We start from the raw sequence: 17,456 nt of genomic DNA on the forward strand, positions 1-17,456 counted from the left end.
AACGCTTGACGAGATAGTTGCGTTAGGTCAAGCGTTTTTTGTGAGGCGCACCGTGAGGCGCCCGCGCCCGCCACCGACCCGGAAGACGGCGACGCTCCGGTACCTGCCCCCTGCCCGCCCGCTGCTCCCTCTTTGCGCCGAAGGCGCGAGACGATGCCCGCACCCAAGGTGCCCCACCAGCACGAGACCACCCGCCGAGGCCACCGGCCCGGAAGACGGCGACGCTCCGCTGCCCGCCCCCTACCCGCCCGCTGCTCCCTCTTTGCGCCGAAGGCGCAAGACGATGCCCGCACCCAAGGTGCCCCACCAGCACGAGACCACCCGCCAAGGCCACCGACCCGGAAGACGGCGACGCTCCGGTACCCGCCCCCTACCCGCCCGCCGCTCCCTCTTTGCGCCGAAGGCGCAAGACGATGCCCGCACCCAAGGTGCCCCACCAGCACGAGACCACCCGCCAAGGCCACGGCCCGGAAGACGGCGACGCTCCGGTACCCGCCCCCTGCCCGCCCGCCGCTCCAAGCACCACAAGCGAGACGATGCCCGCACCCAGGCACGCCCCACCGGCACGAGACCACCCGGCACCACGAGCGAGACGATGCCCGCACCCAGGCACGCCCCACCGGCACGAGACGGCCTCGCGCTGGTCTTCGGTCGGGCCCCGGTGGTTGGCTGAGGGCATGACATCGAAACCGGTTGCGGCGGCCGTCCGGCGTGAGCGGGCCGTGCGGGCCGCCGTGGAGCAGGGGCTGCTCGGCCAGGATCAGCCCGTCGTCGGGCTGCTGGATGTGGCCGGTATCCGCGCCGCCGCGGCCGAGCTGCGGGCGGCGTTCGAAGAGATCGTCGCGCCCGGCACCCCCGTACTGCACGCCTTCGCGGTCAAGGCCGCCGCGCTCGTCCCCGTGCTGCGGCTGCTGGCCGACGAGGGGCTGGGCTGCGAGGTGGCCAGCCCCGGTGAGCTGGCGCTGGCCCGCGCGGCCGGGGTGGGGCCCGAACGGATCGTTCTCGACTCCCCCGCCAAGACCACCGCCGAGCTGCGCGAGGCCCTCGGCCTCGGGATCGCCGTCAACGCCGACAACCCGCAGGAGCTGGACCGCCTCGGCGAGCTCCTGCAGCCGCAGGCAGGGCCGCCCGGACCGCTGGGTCTGCGGGTCAATCCGCAGGTGGGCGGGGGCAGCATCGGCGCGCTCAGCACGGCCACCGCGACCTCCAAGTTCGGCGTCGCGCTCCAGGACGAGGGGGCCCGCGAATGGGTCGTGCGCGCCTTCGCCGAGCGGCCGTGGCTGACCCGGCTGCATGCGCACGTCGGCTCCCAGGGCTGTCCGCTGGAGCTGATGGCGGCGGGCGTACGGGCGACATACGAGCTGGCCGAGGAGATTAACGAGACGGTCGGGCGGCAGCAGATCGACACGCTCGACATCGGCGGCGGGCTGCCGGTGAACTTCGGCTCCGACGGGATCACGCCCAGCTACCGGGAGTACGCGCAGCTGCTGCTGGCCACCGTCCCCGGGCTCTTCGACGGCCGGTACGGGCTGGTCACCGAGTTCGGGCGGTCCTTGCTCGCCAAGGCGGGCCTCGTCCTGGCCCGTGTCGAGTACGCGAAGTCCGCCGGTGGCCGCCCCATCGCCGTCACCCACGCGGGCGCCCAGCTCGCCACCCGTACGGTCTTCGACCCCGAGTCCTGGCCGCTGAGGGTCGAGACCTACGACGCCGAGGGCCGCCCCAAGACGGCGGGGCCGGACGGCCCGGTCGCCCAGGACATCGCCGGGCCGTGCTGCTTCGCGGGCGACCTGGTGGCGCAGAACCGGCCGCTGCCGGAGCTGGCCGCGGGGGATCTGGTGGGCCTGCTGGACACGGGGGCGTACTACTTCTCCCACCACTTCGCGTACAACAGCCTGCCGCGGCCGGGGGTGTACGGCTTCACGGCTGGAGGCGGGGACGAGGTCCGGTTCGCGACGGTGCGGGAGCCGCAGACGGTGGAAGAGATCGTCACCGAAAGCGGCGCCGCCCACGCGACGTCCCTCGCCGAGCTCTAGCCGGGGCTGTACCCCCCTACCCCCGCGCCCGCCGTGCAGGGATCCGGCCCCGGGCAGGGCCCCGGGGCCCTCAGTGCGCAGCGACCGGGGCCGCGCGGCCCCGCCTCGCCCCGCCCGGCCCCGCGTCGCCGGCCACGATGCCCGTCGTCTGGTAGGCGCGGACCGTCTTGCCCGCGGGCCGGCCGCGGGCCACCCACTCCGGCCGTACCCACAGCAGCACATCGTTCGTCCGCTCCCAGCGGCCCAGCCACAGCGCCTTGCCCCACAGACCGGCGCCGGCCCCCGCCATAAGCATCCCGGCCGCCGCCGGGACGGCGAAGGACGAGGCCACCGCGGCGAGGAAGGCCGGCAGCAGCCACCAGCGCAGGGCGCGCCGGCAGGCCCGTACGGTCACGGCGCGGTCCTGGAGGAAGACCGCCTTGCCCGCGCGCGACGCGGCACGCGCCAGCTCCAGATACCGGTTGCGGCGCACCGTGAAGACCGCGATCGCCGCGATCAGGAAGAGCGCCGCCCCGGCCAGTACGCCGATCCGGCGCCCCGTGAGGCCCGGCACCAGCACTCCGACACCCGCGGCCAGCACCCCCGGCCACCACAGCCACCCCGCAGGCGCCCGCACGATCACCGCTACCCGTGCCAGCGCATACGCCCCGCGCCCCACACCGACCTCCTCATCCCGGCGAACCGACCACCACACACTTACAGCCGTTCGGCGGGGGACTCCAGACAGCGCGCCTGAGAATTCGATAAGACCGGCTCACTCCACGAACAGCCCGCGCGCGGCGGCGTTCGCGTCGAACTCCTCCAGTCGCGCCTGCGCGTCCGGCAGCGCGTCGCACATCGCCTCCAGCAGCACCCGCCCCAGCAGCATCGGCGCGCACGCCGTGTCGAAGGCGAGCGCCGTGCCCACCGCCGCGGGCAGCAGCAGATCGCTGTGGCGGGCGACCGGGGCGAAGGCGCTGTCGGCGACGGTGACCACGGTCAGGCCCGCCTGACGGGCGTACTCCAGGCCCTCGACGACCTCACGCGGATGGCGCGGGAGCGCGAAGCACAGCAGGGCGGTCGCGCCCGCCCGCTTCGCCGCGTCGATGCGGTCGGCGAGCATGGTGCCGCCCTCGTCGAGCAGCCGGACGTCCGGGTGGACCTTGCGGGCGAAGTAGGCGAAGCCGCCCGCCTGCGCGGAGGCGGCGCGCAGGCCGAGGACCGGCAGCGGGCGGGATTCGGCGAGCAGCCGGCCGGCGCGTACGACGGGGGCGGGGTCGGCGAGCAGGGAGGCGAGGTGGCGCAGGTTGTCGATCTCGGCCTGCACCGCCTGCTGGTACTCGTTGGCCGAGCCCTCGCCCGCGGCCCGCTCGGCGGGGGCGACATCGCGCAGATGCTTGCGCAGCGCCGGGTAGCCGTCGAAGCCGAGGGCGACCGCGAAGCGGGTCACGGACGGCTGGCTGACGCCCGCCAGTTCGGCGAGTTCGACGCTGGACAGGAACGGCGCGTCCGCCGCCCGCCGCACCATGCAGTGCGCGATCCGCCGCTGGGTGGGGGTAAGCCGGTGGCCCTCGAAGAGCGCCTGCAGCCGGGCGGCGGTGGAGGCGGTGGAGGCGGTGGAGGCGGTGGAGCCCGGCGCAGCGGTCGTCGCGGCCGATGCGGCATCCTCGGCCGCCGACGTCGCCACCGCGCCGTTCACCCCGTTGTCCGTACTCATCCCGTCCTCCTGACCCTCGTCACTCATGTCTCCGCCAGCCGATCGAGCAGGCCCGCGGCTACCGCCACATCCTCCGTCAACGGCCGGTCCTCCATACGCGGATCGAGTACTTCCGACGCGAGGGCGAAGGCGGCGCCCACCGGTAGCTGCGGATCCGGTTCCAGCCCGCGCTGGCGCAGGGCCCGTACGGCCGCGACGAGTTCGCAGCCCAGCACCAGCCGGTAGTGGTCGGCCACCCGGAGCGTCTGGCGGGCGCCGAGCGAGGCGAAGCTGGCCTGTTCCTCGACGCCGCGCGAGAGCACGGCGTGGCCGAGGGAGGCGGGGTGGGAGACCGCCCGCATCTCGCCGAGGGCCGCCCCCGCGGCGTACTCCAGGATCATCACGCCCGAGCTCGCGGGCGCGGCGTCGCCGAGGAAGGGGCGCAGCCGGGTGAAGTCGGGCTCGCTGAGCGCGGAGAGCCGGGCGGTGGACAGCCGGGCGGTCTGCAGGGCGGCGAGCCGGAAGTGGTCGAGGGCGAGGGCGGTGTGCGCGGCGTAGAAGTTGCCGTGGTGGTAGGCGGCCTCGTCGGCGGGGCTGATCAGCGGGTTCTCAGCGGCCGCGTTGAGCTCGACGGTCAGCACCCGCTCCAGCGCGTCGGCGGCGTCCAGCGCCGGGCCGTGGATCTGCGGCAGGCAGCGGAAGCCGTACGGGTCCTGTATCCGGCCGAGCGGCGGGGTGGGCCGGGCGGGCGCGCCGAGCAGGGCGCGCATCCGGGCGGCGGCGTGAATGGAGCCGGGGTGAGGGCGGGCGAGCTGTACGGGTTCGGCGTACGCCTCGTACGAGCCGCCGACCGCGATCAGCGAGAGCGCGGCGACGGCGAGCGAGGCGGACAGCAGCCGCCGCAGCTCGGCCAGGGCGAGCGCGGACTGGCCGAGGGTGAGGGCGTTGCTGCTGATGAGCGCGAGGGCGTCGTTGCTGTCGAGGCCGATGGGGTCGGGGGCGTGTCCGCCGGGGACGACATCGGTGAGGTCCCAGGGGTGCTCGCCGACGAGCGCGAGACCGGTCTGGGCGAGCGCGGCGAGGTCGCCGGTGCCGACGGCGCCGTATTCGTTGACGACCGGGTGGACGCCACTGTCCAGCGCCTCGACGAGGCTGGTGACGACGGCCGGGCGCAGCCCGGCGCCGCCCGCGAGCAGCTGGTTGGCGCGGACGGCCATCATGGCGCGCACCTCACGGCCGGGCAGCGCGGCGCCGATCGCGCCGGCGTGGCTGCGCAGCAGGCGCAGGCCGTGGTCGGAGTCGGCGGGTCCGACGTCCTCGGTGCGGTTGGCGCCGACGCCGGTGCTACGGCCGTAGACCCGGCCGGTCGCGGCGAGCCGGTCCGCGGTCTCCCAGGCACGCTCCGTGAGGGCGAGGGCGGCGGGGTCGGGCGCGGTGGGCCGGTGCGTAAGGTCAGCCAGGTGCACGACATCGGCCACGCGCAGACTCCGGCCGTCCAGCGTGATCCGCGGTGCGGCGTCCACGCTGTCAGCCGTCGCCGTCGAATCCACCATGTGAGACAACATCCAGGGCAACCCCTTCCGAACACACCCTTTTCGGGCAGCCGCCAAGCGTTCCGTCCCATATCGCGAGCAGAAGTAACCGGTGATTAACGCAGACCTATTGACTTCTATTCACTCGACTATGACTGTGCATGACTATATGCAGACAGGGCAAGGGGAAGCGGATGATCAGCTTCAAGGGCGTCAGCAAGCACTATCCGAACGGCACCACCGCCGTAGACGATCTCAACCTCGAACTCCCGGAAGGGGGCATAACCGTACTTGTCGGCTCGTCGGGCTGCGGCAAGACCACCACCCTCCGGATGGTCAACCGCATGGTCGAGCCCAGCAGCGGCACGGTCAGCGTCGGCGGGCGTGACGTCCTCGAAGCGGACGCCGCCGAGCTGCGGCGCGGCATCGGCTATGTGATCCAGCAGGCCGGGCTCTTCCCGCACCGCACGATCCTCGACAACATCGCCACCGTCCCGCTGCTGCTGGGCTGGGGCCGCCGCAAGGCGCGGGCGCGCGCCGCCGAGCTGCTGGAGCTGGTCGGGCTGCCCGCCGACTCCGGCAAGCGCTACCCGCACCAGCTCTCGGGCGGTCAGCAGCAGCGCGTCGGGGTCGCCCGCGCGCTGGCCGCCGATCCGCCGGTGCTGCTGATGGACGAGCCGTTCGGCGCCGTCGACCCGGTCGTCCGCCAGCAGCTGCAGAACGAGCTGCTGCGGCTGCAGAGCGAGCTGCGCAAGACGGTCGTCTTCGTCACCCACGACATCGACGAGGCGGTACGGCTCGGCGACCGCATCGCCATCTTCCGCACTGGCGGTCATCTGGTCCAGTGCGCGCCGCCCGCCGAGCTGCTGGCCAGTCCGGCCGATGACTTCGTCGCGGGCTTCCTCGGCGCCGAGCGCGGGCTGAAGCTGCTCTCGCTCTCCACGCTCGCGGACGTACCGCAGGAGCCCGCCCCGGCCCCCGGCTCCGGCCGCTGGCGGCTGATCACCTCCGGGCGCGGCGAACCGCTGGGCTGGCGCGACGGCGACGGACCGGACGGCGACGACGCCCCGCTGGTGCCGGTGCGCCCGCTGCGGGACAGCGACTCGCTGCTGGCAGCCCTCGACGAGTCGCTCGCCTCCCCCGCCGGTCTGGTCGCCCGCGTGGACGCCGACGGCGTGCTCACCGGGGTGACCGGCCGCGAGCGGATCCATGAGCACGCGGGGCGCCGCCATACGGAGGCGGGAGCGGGCCGTACGGAGGCGGGAGCGGGCCGTACGACGAAGGCGGCCCAGGCGCGTGAAGACGCTCCGGACCCCGACGCGAGCGTGACCGCGTGACCATCGACTGGGGCTGGTTCCCCGATCACCAGGACGATCTCACCACGCTCACCCTCGACCATCTCTCCACCGCCGTCCCGGCCGTCCTCTTCGGCCTGCTGATCGCGCTGCCGCTCGCCGTGATCGCCCACCGGGTACGGCCGCTGCGCGGGCTGCTGCTCGGGGTCTCGAACATCCTGTTCACCATCCCCTCCATCGCGATCTTCGTACTGCTGCTGCCGGTGACCGGCCTCACCCGCACCACCGCGATCACCGGACTGACCATCTACACACTGGTCGTGCTGCTCCGGAACACCGTCGAGGGCCTGGACAGCGTCCCCGCCAAGGCCCGCGAGGCGTCCACGGCAATGGGCGCCCGTCCACTGCGGACCCTGCTCACCGTCGAGCTGCCGCTCGCCTTCCCCGTGATCATGGCGGGCGTACGGGTGGCCACGGTGATGGCGATCTCGCTGGTCAGCGTGGCCAGCTACATCGGGTACGGCGGCCTCGGCCAGCTGTTCACCGACGGCTTCCAGCGCAACTACCCCACCCCCGTGGTCGCCGGAGTCGCCCTGTCCCTGCTGCTCGCGCTGGTCGCGGACGCCGTGCTGGTCGCCATCCAGTGGCTGTGCACCCCGTGGCTGAGGAGGCGTGCCTGACATGATCGAACTGCTGAAGAACCTTGGCCACTGGCTGACCAGTGGCGCCCAGTGGTCCGGGCCCGACGGCATCGCCATCCGTCTGCTGGAGCACCTCCAGTACTCCCTGCTGGCCACCCTGGTCGCCGCCCTCATCGCCCTCCCCGTCGGGCTGCTGATCGGCCACACCGGGCGCGGCGCGTTCCTCGCCATCAACCTCTCGGGGTTCGGGCGCGCGCTGCCGACGGTGGGCCTGGTCACCCTCGTCTTCCTGGCCAGCGGGCTGAGCATGTGGCCGGTGTACATCTCGCTGGTCGCCCTCGCGATCCCGGTGATCGTCACCAATACGTACGCGGGCATGGCGGCCGTCGACCCCGAGGTCAGGGACGCGGCACGCGGCCAGGGCATGCGCTGGTACCAAGTGCTCTTCCAGGTCGAGCTGCCCCTCGCGCTCCCCCTGATCATGACCGGGCTGCGGCTGGCCGCCGTCCAGGTCGTGGCCACCGCCACCATCGCCGCGTACGTCAGCTTCGGCGGGCTCGGCCGCTACGTCTTCGACGGGCTCGCCCAGCGCGATCTGGTGCAGGTGCTGGGCGGGGCGGTGCTCGTCGCCGTACTGGCCATCGCCCTGGACCTGGCACTGGCCGGAGTGCAACGCCTGCTGTTCCGCAACCGCCCCCCGCGCGCGCACGCGCACTCGTCCTAAGGACCTTGAGGAGAAGTCACCCCATGAACCGCAGGGAACAGCTGAACCGCAGAGCGGTGCTCGGCGGCCTCTTCGCCGCCGCCTCCGTCCCCGCCCTCGCCGCCTGCGGCGGCGGCGTCACCTCGCTCAAGGGCGACGGCGGCTCCGGCTCGGGCGGCGGCAGCAGCGCGGGCGGCCTGGTCATCGGCACCGCCAACTTCACCGAGAATCAGCTCCTCGGCTATCTCTACGCCGAGGCGCTGCGCGCCGCGGGCATCAAGGCGAGCGTCCGGCCGAACCTCGGCTCGCGCGAGATCGTCATCCCCGCCCTGCGGCAGGGCGATATCGATCTGCTCCCCGAGTACCAGGGCAATCTGCTGCTGCACTTCGACGACAAGGCGAAGCAGACCCAGGCGGGCGACCTCCAGAACGCCCTCACCGTCGCCCTCCCCAACGGCCTCGAAGCCCTTCCGTACGCCGCCGCCGAGGACAAGGACGTCTTCTGCGTCACCGGCGAGACCGCCGACAAGCAAGGCCTGCGCAGCCTCACCGATCTGAAGAAGCTGGACCGCAAACTGGTCTTCGGCGGCCCGGCGGAGGACAAGAAGCGGGTCGTCGGCCTGGTCGGGCTCAAGTCCGTCTACGGCGTCACCTTCAAGGAGTTCAAGGCCCTGGACGCCTCCGGCCCCCTGGTGAAGGGCGCTCTGAAGAAGGGCGACGTCGACGTCGCCAACCTCTTCAGCACCGACCCCGACATCGAGGGCAACGGCTGGGTGATCCTCGCCGACCCCAAGGCGCTGATCCCCGCCCAGCACATCGTCCCCGTCATCCGCGGCGCCAAGGCGGACGCCAAGGTCCGCAAGGCCCTGGCCCGGCTCGGCGGCGCGCTCACCACCCATGAGCTGGCCAAGCTCAACAAGCTGGTCAGCGTGGACAAGAAGGACCCGGACAACGTCGCCGCCCAGTGGTCCAAGGACCACGGCATCGCCAAGAGCTAGCCGCGGGAGCGTCCGTATGCCCGCTTCCCTGGTCGAGAAGCGCTCGATCGACGTCGTCCCCGACGCGGAGCGCCATGGCACCGCCTCAGCCAGTTCACCCTGTGGCTCGGCGCGAACCTCCAGATCACCGCCGTCGTGACCGGCGCACGCCCTCGCCGTCGTCTTCGGGGCGGCGCCAAGGAGGTCTTGCCGACCCCCGCGGTGCCGGCGATCACCCAGATCGAGACGGCAAGGGGCTCACCGCCGTCGTTCGCCAGAAGGGCGTCGAGCGCTCCCAGTTCACCGCCCCGGTTGACGAACCCCCGGACACCACCGGGCAGCTGTCGGCAACGGCGGCGCGAGACGGTCAGGCGGGGGGCAGGAGCTTTTTTTGGGGCTTGCCCATGGCGTTGCGGGGGAGGGCGTCCAGGAAGCGGATCTTGCGGGGGCGTTTGTGGACGGAGAGCTGGGTGGCGACGAAGTCGATCAGCTCCTGTTCGCCGATGCCGTCGGCGACGACGTAGGCGACGATCTGCTGGCCGAGGTCGTCATGGGGGGCGCCGATGACGGCGGCCTCGCGGACGGCGGGGTGGTCCAGGAGGGCGTTCTCGACCTCGCCGGCGCCGATGCGGTAGCCGCCTGACTTGATCATGTCGGTGGAGGCGCGGCCAACGATGCGGTGGAAGCCGTCCGGCTCGATGGCGGCGATGTCGCCCGTGCGGAACCAGCCGTCCTCGGTGTAGGAGCCGGTGGTGGCCTCGGGGCGGCCCAGGTAGCCGGCGAAGAGGGTGGGGCCGGTGAGCTGGAGCTCGCCGATCTCGGCGCCCTCCTCGGCGGCGATACGGGTGCGGATGCCGGTGAGCGGGGTGCCGACATAGCCGGGGCGGCGCTCGCCGTCGGCGCGGGTGGAGAGGGTGATGAGGGTTTCGGTCATGCCGTAGCGCTCGACGGGGCGCTGGCCGGTGAGCTGTTCCAGGTCGCGGAAGACCGGGGCGGGGAGCGGGGCGCTGCCGGAGACCAGGAGGCGGGCACCGGCCAGGGCGCGGGCGGACTCCGGGTCCTGGACGATCCGGTTCCAGACGGTCGGCACGCCGAAGTAGAGGGTGCCGCCGGCCGCCGCGTACGCCGCCGGGGTCGGCTTTCCGGTGTGCACCAGGCGGCTGCCCACCCGCAGTGCGCCCAGTACGCCGAGCACCAGACCGTGCACATGGAACAGCGGCAGGCCATGGACGAGGGTGTCGTCCGCCGTCCAGGCCCATGCCTCGGCAAGCGCGTCCAGATCTGCGGCGACCGCCCGGCGCGAGATCAGCGCGCCCTTGGGGGCGCCCGTGGTGCCCGAGGTGTAGAGGATGAAGGCGGCCGACTCCGGATCCGGCTCCGGCTTCGACCACGCCGCGTGCTCGCTGAGGTCCACCGGGACGGTCTCGACCGGGGCCTCGGCGGCTTCCCCGGTGAGGAGCAGCGCGGCGCCCGAGTCCCGCAGTATGTGGTCCCGCTCCGCGGGGCCGGAGTCCGGCGGTACGGGCACCACCGGCACCCCGGCGAGCAGCGCGCCGACCACGGCCACCACCGTCTCCGGGGACGCGGACGCCCGGACCGCGACGACCGGCGCACCGGCAATGCGGGCGGCGACCGCGCCCGCGGCGCCGAGCAGTTCCTCGCGCGCGAGGGGGTGGCCGCCGACGGTGAGCGCGTCGGCGCGGTCACCACCCGGCGCGGCGAGGGACGTAAGGAGAGGTGCGGTCACGGAACTGACTCCTTCCATGCAGGCCGGGGGTACCGGTTGCCCCCTCTTCCTTTCGGGGGGCTAGCCCTACCGACAAAGCGTCCCCGCGACCGTACCGTCGTAAAGCATGGAAGCCCGTGACCCCGATCTGAAGAAGGAACTCGACGCGACCCTGCAGACCCGCAAGGAACTGGGCGCGGAATACGAGTCGGAGCTGGTCGACTCCTTCATGGAGAAGGTCGAACAGCGGTTCAGCGATACGGCCGACCGGCATGTGCGGCGGCAGTTGGCCGAGCAGCAGATGGCGGCGGCGCGCGGGACGCGCCCGTACGCGACCGGAGCGCAGCCGGGGCAGGCTCATGGGCTCGGCGTCAGCGAGCGGTTCGCCTTCGTCGGGGTCTCCCTGGTCCTGGCGGTGCCGCTGTCGGCGATCGGCGCCGTCAACGCGGGGCTGGCCGGGCTGCTGATCACCTGGGCCGGGATCTTCGGCGTCAACGCGGTGCACGCGATGGGCGGCTTCTCCTGGCTGCGGCGGGATCGTAAGCCGGGCGACAGCGACAGCGACAGCGACTGGGACGGCTGAGGGCTCCCCGCTTCTGCCCGGCTGGGGACACCTCCCAGCGGTAGCTGGGGGCGAGCCGAAGGGGCGCGCCGCTGTCGAAAGGGAGAGCGCGCGGAGAGCCCTCGGGCCCCATCCGGTATGGGGTGCCCCCTGGCGAGTGAGCCAAAGGGGCGCGCCGCTGTCGAAACGGAGAGCGCGCGGAGAGCCCTCGGGCCCCCATCCGGTTGGGGTGCCCCCTGGCGAGTGAGCCAAAGGGGCGCGCCGCTGTCGAAAGGGAGAGCGCGCGGAGGCCCCGAGGAACGAGGGGCCGAGCACGGTCGACCGTCGACAGTGGCTGGAGCGCCCCGGAGGCGAACCGAGCCCCAAAAAAGGGGGGCCGAGCACGGTCGACCGTCGACAGTGGCTGGAGCGCCCCGGAGGCGAACCGAGCCCAAAAAAAAGGGGGGATACCGCGGGGACCGCCGCACCCCGGCGCTGGGCGCCGAGGGCGGGACGACGGCGGTCCCCGCGAGGGACGCCGGCCGGGTCGGGCCTTCGCGTCCGGGCGACCGTGGAGGTCCGGGAGCCGCTCCGGAGGTCCTGTCGCCGCACTTCGGGTGTCGGTGTCTTCCTTCCGACACCCACTAATCTGCCAGAGCTGTGTTAACCCTGTGCTGCGAGCGCGTGACACGTACGTACCACTTGCCCGAAGCCCGAGCGGGCCCTTGTCGCCGGCCAGTTGGCCCTGTCACTTGGTGCCGCGGGCCAGGTAGGCCAGCAGGTCCTGCCGGCTCACCACACCCGTCGGCTTGCCCTCCACCAGGACGATCGCCGCGTCGGCCGTGCCCAGCACCGCCATCAGGTCCTCGACCGGTTCGCCGGAGCCGACGTGCGGCAGCGGCGAGCTCATGTGCTTCTCGAGCGGGTCGGTCAGCTCGGCGCGCCGCGCGAACAGGGCGTCCAGCAGTTCGCGTTCCACCACGGAGCCGATGACCTCGGCGGCCATCACATCCGGGTGCCCCGCGCCGGGCTTGACGATCGGCATCTGCGAGACGCCGTACTCCCGCAGCACGTCGATGGCCTCGCCGACCGTCTCGTCCGGGTGCATATGGACGAGCGAGGGCAGCCCGCCCTCCTTGCCCTGGAGCACATCGCCGACGCGCACCGCGGGGCCGTCCTCCTCGAGGAAGCCGTAGTCCGCCATCCACTCGTCGTTGAAGATCTTGGACAGATAGCCGCGGCCGTTGTCGGGCAGCAGCACGACCACTACATCGTCCGGGCCGAGGTCCTTCGCGACGCGCAGCGCGCCGACGACGGCCATGCCGCAGGAGCCGCCGACCAGCAGCCCCTCCTCCTTGGCCAGCCGCCGGGTCATCTGGAAGGCGTCCTTGTCGGAGACGGCGACGATCTCGTCCGCGACCTTGGGGTCGTAGGCGGTGGGCCAGAAGTCCTCACCGACGCCCTCGATCAGATAGGGGCGGCCGGAGCCGCCGGAGTAGACCGAGCCCTCGGGGTCGGCGCCGATGACCTTGACCCGGCCCTCGCTCACGTCCTTCAGATAGCGGCCGGTGCCGCTGATCGTGCCGCCGGTGCCGACACCCGCCACAAAGTGGGTGATCTTCCCCTCGGTCTGCTCCCACAGCTCGGGGCCGGTGGTCTCGTAGTGCGAGCGCGGGTTGTTGGGGTTGCTGTACTGGTCGGGCTTCCAGGCGCCCGGCGTCTCGCGCACCAGCCGGTCCGAGACGTTGTAGTACGAGTCGGGGTGCTCGGGGTCGACCGCGGTCGGGCAGACCACGACCTCGGCGCCGTAGGCCCGCAGCACATTGATCTTGTCGGTGGACACCTTGTCCGGGCAGACGAAGATGCACTTGTAGCCCTTGCGCTGGGCGACCATCGCGAGGCCGACGCCCGTGTTGCCGGAGGTCGGCTCGACGATCGTGCCGCCGGGCTGGAGCTCTCCGGAGGCCTCGGCCGCCTCGATCATCCGTACCGCGATCCGGTCCTTCACCGAGCCGCCTGGGTTGAAGTATTCGACCTTGGCCAGGACGGTCGCCCGGATGCCCTCGGTCACGGTGTTGAGCTTCACCAGCGGGGTGTTGCCGACCAGCTCAATCATCGATTCGTAGTACTGCACGCCTGCTCCTGGTCCGGTTCCGCGGGATCTCCGCGTCGGGGCGGCCGCCGTGGCGGGCCCGTGCTGCCAGCTTATTGCGCGCCGGCGCCCTCCGACCGGCGCGTTGCGAGGAAGCCTGGGCGGGGCAACAAGTTGTTGGCAAGGCGTACAAAGGAGCAATAAGGCGCATGCGCGTGCGGACGGAGGTGGGCTGGGCCATGTCGATGTCGAGGGCGAGGGTTGCGCGGCGGATCGCGGCCGCGGCGGCGTACGGGGGCGGCGGCATCGGGCTGCTGGGCGGGGTCGCCGCCGTGCTGGTGCTCACCGAGGTGTCACTCGCGAAGCGGGTCGTCGGCGGGTCCGAGGCGGCCCCGCCGCGCGCGGACGGCCGATATGGCTTCGCCTTCGCCCGCAGGACCGGCCAGCCACCCTTGCGGCTGGCCTTTCTCGGCGACTCCACGGCCGCCGGACAGGGGGTCCACCGCCCTAGTCAGACGCCGGGCGCGCTGCTCGCCTCCGGGCTGGCGGCGGTGGCGGAGCGCTCGGTCGACCTGCGCAATGTGGCGCTTCCGGGGGCGCAGTCCAGCGATCTGGAGCGCCAGGTCACGCTGGTGCTGGAGGATCCCGAGCTGCTCCCCGACGTCTGCGTGATCATGATCGGCGCCAATGACGTCACCGGCCGGATGCCGCCCGCCCAATCCGTGCGGCTGCTGTCGGACGCGGTGCGCAGACTGCGCGAGAGCGACTGTGAGGTGGTGGTGGGCACCTGCCCCGATCTCGGGACCATCGAGCCGGTCTATCAGCCGCTGCGCTGGATCGCGCGGCGGCTGAGCCGGCAGCTGGCCGCCGCGCAGACGATCGGGGTGGTCGAGCAGGGCGGGCGTACGGTCTCGCTGGGGGATCTGCTGGGCCCCGAGTTCGCGGCGAATCCCCGCGAGCTGTTCGGCCCGGACAACTACCACCCGTCGGCGGAGGGGTACGCCACGGCCGCGATGGCCGTGCTACCCACCCTGTGCGACTCGCTGGGCCTGTGGCCGGAGGAGGCGCCGGAGACGCGCGACGAGGGCATCCTGCCGGTGGCCAAGGCGGCGGCCGAGGCGGCCTCCGAGGGCGGCTCCGAGGTCACGGCGGCCCGCGGCCCCTGGGCCCGGCTGCTGCGCCGGCGCCGGCTCGCCGAGGAGGAGCCGGAGGTGTCCGCCGGGGACGCCGCGGACGCCTCGTCCCCGGCCTGCCCACCGGGAGCCGGCTGCTGAGGGCGTCAGCCGGCCGCTGAGGACGGGCGTCAGCCGCTGAGGACCGGCTGACGCCCTCAGGGCGGGCGTGGCCACTGAGGACCCGCGTCGACCGCTGAGGACCGGCGCCAGCCGCTCAGCACCCGCGCCAGCTGCTCAGAATCCGCGTCGACCGCTCAGGACCCGCGTCGACCACTGAGGACCCGCGCCATCCGCTCAGGACCCGCGCCATCCGCTCACGCTGAGGACCCGCGCCAGCCGCTCAGGACCCGCGTCGACCACTGAGGACCCGCGCCAGCCGCTCAGGACCCGCGCCATCCGCTCACGCTGAGGACCGGCGCCAGCCGCTCAGGACCCGCGTCGACCACTGAGGACCCGCGCCAGCCGCTCAGGACCCGCGTCGACCACTGAGGACCCGCGTCAGCCGCCGAGGACCGGCGTGGGCCTCTGGGGGCGGGAGCCTGAGCCCGGTGGACCGGTCAACGGGCCGATTCGGGTCCCGCCGGGGCCGACTGAGCGTACGCTTGAAAAAAGAGTCCCGCGTCACAGCCCGCGCCTCGTGACCCCCTGCGGTACGTGCGGGTAACTTCCCTCAGAGTCCAGCCTTCCCTTCCGCCTCATGGAGCCGTGATGCCCGAAGCCGTGATTGTCTCTGCCGCCCGTTCACCCATCGGCCGAGCCTTCAAGGGGGCGCTCAAGGATCTGCGGCCGGACGACCTGACCGCCGAGATCATCCAGGCCGCGCTCGCCAAGGTCCCCGAGCTGGACCCGCGCGAGATCGACGACCTGATGCTCGGCTGCGGTCTGCCGGGCGGTGAGCAGGGGCACAACCTGGGCCGGATCGTGGCCGTGCAGATGGGGATGGACCACCTGCCGGGCTGCACGATCACCCGCTACTGCTCCTCCTCCCTCCAGACCTCCCGGATGGCGCTGCACGCCATCAAGGCGGGCGAGGGCGACGTCTTCATCTCGGCGGGCGTCGAGATGGTCTCCCGCTCGGTGAAGGGCAGCTCGGACGGGCTCCCGGACACCCACAACCCGCTCTTCGCGGACGCGGAGGCCCGTACGGCCGAGCGCGCCGAGCAGGAGGGCACCGACTGGCACGACCCGCGCGAGGACGGCCTGATCCCCGACCCGTACATCGCGATGGGCCAGACCGCCGAGAACCTGGCCCGGATCAAGGGGATCACCCGCGAGGACATGGACGAGTTCGGCGTGCGGTCCCAGAACCTCGCCGAGCAGGCCATCGAGAAGGGCTTCTGGGAGCGCGAGATCACCCCGGTGACGACGCCCGACGGCACGGTCGTCTCGCAGGACGACGGCCCGCGCGCGGGCACCACGCTGGAGGCGGTAAGCGGCCTGAAGCCGGTCTTCCGCCCCGACGGTCTGATCACCGCGGGCAACTGCTGCCCGCTCAACGACGGCGCCGCCGCGTTGGTGATCATGTCGGACACCAAGGCGCGTGAGCTGGGCATCACCCCGCTGGCCCGGATCGTGTCGACCGGCGTCTCCGGGCTCTCCCCCGAGATCATGGGGTACGGGCCGGTCGAGGCGTCCAAGCAGGCGCTGGCCCGCGCCGGGCTGGCGATCGGCGATATCGACCTGGTCGAGATCAACGAGGCGTTCGCCGCGCAGGTGATTCCCTCCTACCGCGATCTGGGCATCGACGTGGACCGCCTCAATGTCAACGGCGGCGCGATCGCGGTGGGCCACCCCTTCGGCATGACGGGCGCCCGGATCACCGGCACGCTGATCAACTCACTCCAGTTCCACGACAAGCAGTTCGGTCTGGAGACGATGTGCGTGGGCGGCGGCCAGGGCATGGCCATGGTGATCGAGCGGCTGAGCTGAGCTGCGGCGGGGTTGTGACCTAATCTCCCCCAGGATGTGACAAACGTCCCGGGGGAGGCTTGTCTCCCCAGCTCAGCAGCGTTGACCCGGGCCCTTCCGGACTCCAAGTCTGTCCATTTCGTGACGTTTTGCGCTGAGGCCGAGAGGCGGTGCGCGTCAAGCTGAGGTAGGAATTCGGGGGATCCAAAGCAACCGGGAGTTAAGTCAGTGAGCCCCATGATTCTTGCCGTCCTCCTGGCCGCGGTCACCGCCACGGCCGTGGGGGCCGCTGCCCTGCACACCGCACGCGGGGTGCGCCGGCAGATCGGCGAGCTGCGCGCCGAGCTCGCGGCCACGGTCCCCGCCGTGGGCGGCCCGGCGGGCCGGGGCGGCCAGGCGGGCACCGTGACGGTGCCCGCCGCCCGTGCCACCCCCGCCGCCGAGATACGCGCCGCAGTCGCCGACGCGCTCGCCGAGGAGCGGGAGCGCGAGCTGGCCGAGGCACGGGCGTTCTGGGCCGCACAGGAGGCCAGGGACTCCGCCGGCTCGGCCGACGCGCATTCGCTGCTGGGCGGGCCGGCCGGGTTCGGCGAGGACTCCTCCCAGGACGCGCAGCTCTTCGTGCCCCGCCAGGCCGATCTGGCCGGGCTCGAACCGCTGCTCGGCCTGGACGCGCTGGGCCCCGACACCCTCGACTCCGCCGGGGAGCAGGAGCCCGAGGCGGAGATGGAGCTGGAGCTGACCGTGGAGGCGGGCGCAGAGGCTGAGCTGGAAACCGAGCCCAGGGAGTCGGCCGAGCTCGCGGCGGCGCGCCGGCGCCATCCGTCCCATCCGGACTTCACGCCGTCGTCGCCCGTCGCCGACCACGACCGGACCGTGACCCGGCTCACCGAGCTGGCCGACGCCCGCACGCCGCTGGCCGATGTGCGCCCCGGCCCGCTCGGCACCCTCGATGTGTATGTCTTCACCGACGGCACCACGATCTGTATGACGCCGGGTCACCGCGAGACGGCGGAGCGGCTCGCGGAGGCGGTGCGCGAGGGCACCGCCCCGGTGCTGCTCGGCGGCTCGGGCGTCTCCGGCGCGTACGCGCTCACGTTCGGCTGCGGGGACGAGAACGTCTACGTCCTCGCCGACCGCGTCATCACCTCGCGGTGA

14 protein-coding genes and 1 pseudogene are annotated in these 17,456 nt (G+C 72.6%); 10 read left to right on the forward strand and 5 right to left on the reverse strand.

What is annotated here, in order from left to right; translation table 11 throughout:
- Window positions 1-677 precede the first annotated feature (677 nt).
- The gene (locus ABZS71_RS17435; RefSeq protein WP_356210956.1) at window positions 678-2,033 is read left to right on the forward strand and encodes a diaminopimelate decarboxylase; all 1,356 of its coding nucleotides are present in this window, start codon (window positions 678-680) and stop codon (window positions 2,031-2,033) included.
- 70 nt (window positions 2,034-2,103) lie between these two features.
- On the opposite strand, the gene ABZS71_RS17440 is transcribed toward ABZS71_RS17435, so the two are convergent.
- The 3 genes from ABZS71_RS17440 to ABZS71_RS17450 form a co-directional block, all read right to left on the reverse strand.
- Entirely contained in the window at window positions 2,104-2,691 is a 588-nt protein-coding gene (locus ABZS71_RS17440) for a hypothetical protein (RefSeq protein WP_356210958.1), read from the reverse strand.
- Window positions 2,692-2,787: 96 nt separating this feature from the next.
- Window positions 2,788-3,729, reverse strand: a complete 942-nt coding sequence (locus ABZS71_RS17445; protein ID WP_356210961.1) for a MurR/RpiR family transcriptional regulator — start codon at window positions 3,727-3,729, stop codon at window positions 2,788-2,790.
- A gap of 23 nt (window positions 3,730-3,752) precedes the next feature.
- The gene (locus ABZS71_RS17450; RefSeq protein WP_356210964.1) at window positions 3,753-5,273 is read right to left on the reverse strand and encodes an aromatic amino acid ammonia-lyase; all 1,521 of its coding nucleotides are present in this window, start codon (window positions 5,271-5,273) and stop codon (window positions 3,753-3,755) included.
- Window positions 5,274-5,434: 161 nt separating this feature from the next.
- Between ABZS71_RS17450 and ABZS71_RS17455 the strand changes: the two genes are divergently transcribed.
- The 5 genes and pseudogenes from ABZS71_RS17455 to ABZS71_RS17475 form a co-directional block, all read left to right on the forward strand.
- Window positions 5,435-6,577 carry an ABC transporter ATP-binding protein gene (locus tag ABZS71_RS17455; protein ID WP_356211055.1) on the forward strand — a complete coding sequence of 381 codons (1,143 nt, stop codon included), beginning with the start codon at window positions 5,435-5,437 and terminating at the stop codon, window positions 6,575-6,577.
- Window positions 6,574-7,215 (forward strand): ABC transporter permease, encoded by a 642-nt coding sequence (locus tag ABZS71_RS17460; protein ID WP_356210966.1) that lies wholly within the window; start codon window positions 6,574-6,576, stop codon window positions 7,213-7,215. The genes ABZS71_RS17455 and ABZS71_RS17460 overlap by 4 nt, the downstream gene beginning before the upstream one ends.
- 1 nt (window position 7,216) lies before the next feature.
- Window positions 7,217-7,900, forward strand: a complete 684-nt coding sequence (locus ABZS71_RS17465; RefSeq protein WP_355846969.1) for an ABC transporter permease — start codon at window positions 7,217-7,219, stop codon at window positions 7,898-7,900.
- 41 nt (window positions 7,901-7,941) lie between these two features.
- On the forward strand, window positions 7,942-8,877 hold the full coding sequence (locus tag ABZS71_RS17470) for an ABC transporter substrate-binding protein (protein ID WP_356211058.1): 936 nt from the start codon (window positions 7,942-7,944) through the stop codon (window positions 8,875-8,877).
- 16 nt (window positions 8,878-8,893) lie between these two features.
- A pseudogene (locus tag ABZS71_RS17475) lies at window positions 8,894-9,024 on the forward strand (permease, cytosine/purine, uracil, thiamine, allantoin family protein); the annotation flags it as partial.
- 199 nt (window positions 9,025-9,223) lie between these two features.
- Here the strand turns inward: ABZS71_RS17475 and ABZS71_RS17480 are convergent.
- On the reverse strand, window positions 9,224-10,603 hold the full coding sequence (locus tag ABZS71_RS17480) for an acyl-CoA synthetase (RefSeq protein WP_355846972.1): 1,380 nt from the start codon (window positions 10,601-10,603) through the stop codon (window positions 9,224-9,226).
- A gap of 106 nt (window positions 10,604-10,709) precedes the next feature.
- Here ABZS71_RS17480 and ABZS71_RS17485 point away from each other — a divergent pair, with 106 nt between their 5' ends.
- The gene (locus ABZS71_RS17485) at window positions 10,710-11,165 is read left to right on the forward strand and encodes a hypothetical protein (protein ID WP_355846975.1); all 456 of its coding nucleotides are present in this window, start codon (window positions 10,710-10,712) and stop codon (window positions 11,163-11,165) included.
- Window positions 11,166-11,871: 706 nt separating this feature from the next.
- Here ABZS71_RS17485 and ABZS71_RS17490 read toward each other — a convergent pair.
- Window positions 11,872-13,257: a cystathionine beta-synthase gene (locus ABZS71_RS17490; protein ID WP_356210968.1), complete on the reverse strand. Its 1,386-nt coding sequence runs from the start codon at window positions 13,255-13,257 to the stop codon at window positions 11,872-11,874.
- 197 nt (window positions 13,258-13,454) lie between these two features.
- On the opposite strand from ABZS71_RS17490, the gene ABZS71_RS17495 reads away from it, so the two are divergent.
- From ABZS71_RS17495 to ABZS71_RS17505, 3 genes are all read left to right on the forward strand, one after another.
- The gene (locus tag ABZS71_RS17495) at window positions 13,455-14,489 is read left to right on the forward strand and encodes an SGNH/GDSL hydrolase family protein (RefSeq protein WP_355847131.1); all 1,035 of its coding nucleotides are present in this window, start codon (window positions 13,455-13,457) and stop codon (window positions 14,487-14,489) included.
- Between the two features lie 609 nt (window positions 14,490-15,098).
- Window positions 15,099-16,319 (forward strand): acetyl-CoA C-acetyltransferase, encoded by a 1,221-nt coding sequence (locus ABZS71_RS17500; RefSeq protein WP_355846981.1) that lies wholly within the window; start codon window positions 15,099-15,101, stop codon window positions 16,317-16,319.
- 207 nt (window positions 16,320-16,526) lie between these two features.
- Complete coding sequence (locus tag ABZS71_RS17505) at window positions 16,527-17,456, forward strand: hypothetical protein (protein ID WP_356210971.1); 930 nt, start codon at window positions 16,527-16,529, stop codon at window positions 17,454-17,456.

Source organism: Streptomyces sp. NPDC005393 (assembly GCF_040606675.1).
In the GTDB taxonomy this organism is placed as follows: domain Bacteria; phylum Actinomycetota; class Actinomycetes; order Streptomycetales; family Streptomycetaceae; genus Streptomyces.